Origin of the sequence: Microcystis sp. LEGE 08355, assembly GCF_015207185.1 — a bacterium.
Taxonomy (GTDB): Bacteria; Cyanobacteriota; Cyanobacteriia; order Cyanobacteriales; family Microcystaceae; genus Microcystis; species Microcystis panniformis.
The window spans coordinates 1-2,006 of record NZ_JADEXI010000733.1 but is presented as its reverse complement, the minus strand read 5'-3'; the positions used below and the strand labels follow the sequence as shown (position 1 = coordinate 2,006).

Sequence of the window (2,006 nt, the reverse complement as noted above, 5' to 3'; positions counted from 1 at the left end):
ATTTCTTCAGAAATTGAAGAGATAATCGGCAAAATGACTAACCCTACTATCTTAGAAGAGCTACTAAAATTAGCAGCTACCGCTAATTCTCTCGCAGAATTTAAGCAGTCTTTGGCAAGAATCCAATAATCTTATCCTAATATCTAGAAAACGGGTTTCTTGAAGAAACCCGTTTTCTGGACTTGTGGCCATCGCCTGCTCGCCATGACCCGCTACAATTGTCATTGTGAGGGAGTAATTGAGAGACAATCTTCAGAAACCCGTTTTCTGGACTTATGGCAAATCACCTGAATCAGTGAACAGTTGTTAACCTTTTGGTAACTGATTCAGGTAATTGCATTTGCGTCTCTTGGTTATAATTCACAAACAGGCTATAATGTTAGTAAAACAACGTTAATCTCTAAGGTTTATCAATGACTCAAATATTGATCGAAATTCCCGACGAATTAATATCTCGTTTGCAAGAACAAAAATCCTCGGTTCAAGAGATTGTTATCAAAGCTTTGGAAAATTATGTTCAAGCTGAATTACCAGATATTACCAAGACTCGTACTTGGGAACTTTGTGGAAGTTTAGAAATTGTCCAACCTGAGCCTAAATATATTATCGGACAAGATAATCGGGGTCAAGTTGTAACTAACTACGCTGAAAACATCGATGAAATTATTTATTAAAAATTGTGGACAAAGAAATTATTGTTGATACTTCTGCTTTAATTGCCTTTTTTGTCAAATCTGAAACTCATCACGAAAGCGCTCAAAAATATTACTTGGAAAATCCTCATAATAATTGGATTATTCTCGAATCGGTATTCGATGAAACTGTGACTTGGATTCGGAGCAAGGTATCTAGTCGAGCCTCAATCCAAGTGGGTCAAATACTAAGAGAAGATCATCGTTATATCAATGTGTCAGATAGCGATGATCTGGCAATATGGGAAGCTTTCTGTAAGTACAATGATAAAAAATGGAGTTACACAGATTGTTCTATTTTAGTTATGGCTCATCGTTTACAAATATTTAAGGTATTCGCTTTTGATGATCATATTCGTCAAATGGCAGGATTAGGAATTGTTTGTGTCCCATAAACTAATAAAAATACAATTTATGAACGTCGTTCAGATTGCATATCTTGCAACAACCCACGAAACTGAGAAAACGGGTTTCTTTGAGAAACTATTTAGAAAACCCGTTTTCTGCAAACGCCTATTTAGAAACCCGTTTTCTTGTAATAAATGTTAATTTCTGTTACAGGGGTCTTGAGAAATTTGCGCTTGTTGAGCTAAAACTATTAGCAATAAACTTTTGCTGTTACTGTCATGACTCTCTCTCTTTTGTCGATTATTCCTGCTGTTGACGATATTTTGTTCTATTTCGCTCAATCTGACGGTTTTTGGGCGAATTTAGAAACCGCTTTTGGCACAAGTTATGATGTGGTTAAGGCGACGCAATTACGACAACAGTGGCAAAGCCGAAATTTTAGTCAAATTCCCCCGATTGAGGTACTCAGTGATGAGGTTTTGGGGACGGCGAATGGTGCATATTCCAGCAGTACCAATAAGATTTATCTATCAGCATCTTTTTTGAATACGGCTTCGTCAGCAGCGATAGTTAATGTAATTTTAGAAGAAATTGGGCATTATGTGGATGCTCAAATTAATCAGGTGGATAGTGCCGGAGATGAGGGGGCAATTTTTGCGGAGTTGGTTCAAGGTAACAGTCTGGATGTGGCAACCTTAGACGCTTTACGAGCAGAGAATGACCAGACAACAATTATAGTCAATGGGGAAAGTATTCAAGTAGAACAGGCAAATTTTACGGGAACTAATGGGAATGATAATATTACGGGAACTTCTGGAGACGACACTATTAGTCCTTTACGAGGACAAGATAACGTCAATGGTGGGGATGGAAATGACCTATTAATTGTCAACTACTCCAGTAACACCTACGCGGGGACAACCACCTATAAAGCAGGGATAAGTAGCAGTATCTATCTAAGTGGTG

The 2,006-nt window shown here is 37.8% G+C and carries 2 protein-coding genes and 1 pseudogene; all 3 read left to right on the top strand.

Features of this window, described 5'->3' with window-relative positions:
• Positions 1-413: 413 nt before the first annotated feature.
• On the top strand, positions 414-674 hold the full coding sequence (locus tag IQ242_RS23470) for a hypothetical protein (protein WP_002733873.1): 261 nt from the start codon (positions 414-416) through the stop codon (positions 672-674).
• A 5-nt stretch (positions 675-679) separates the two neighbouring features.
• The gene (locus IQ242_RS23465) at positions 680-1,087 is read left to right on the top strand and encodes a type II toxin-antitoxin system VapC family toxin (protein ID WP_002761361.1); all 408 of its coding nucleotides are present in this window, start codon (positions 680-682) and stop codon (positions 1,085-1,087) included.
• A gap of 231 nt (positions 1,088-1,318) precedes the next feature.
• Positions 1,319-2,006 (top strand): annotated as a pseudogene (locus IQ242_RS23460) (hemolysin); the annotation flags it as partial.

What these genes read in the sequence shown, in the direction of transcription:
- IQ242_RS23470 (WP_002733873.1), top strand. Translation starts at nt 414, where the DNA reads ATGACTCAAATATTGATCGAAATTCCCGACGAATTAATATCTCGTTTG.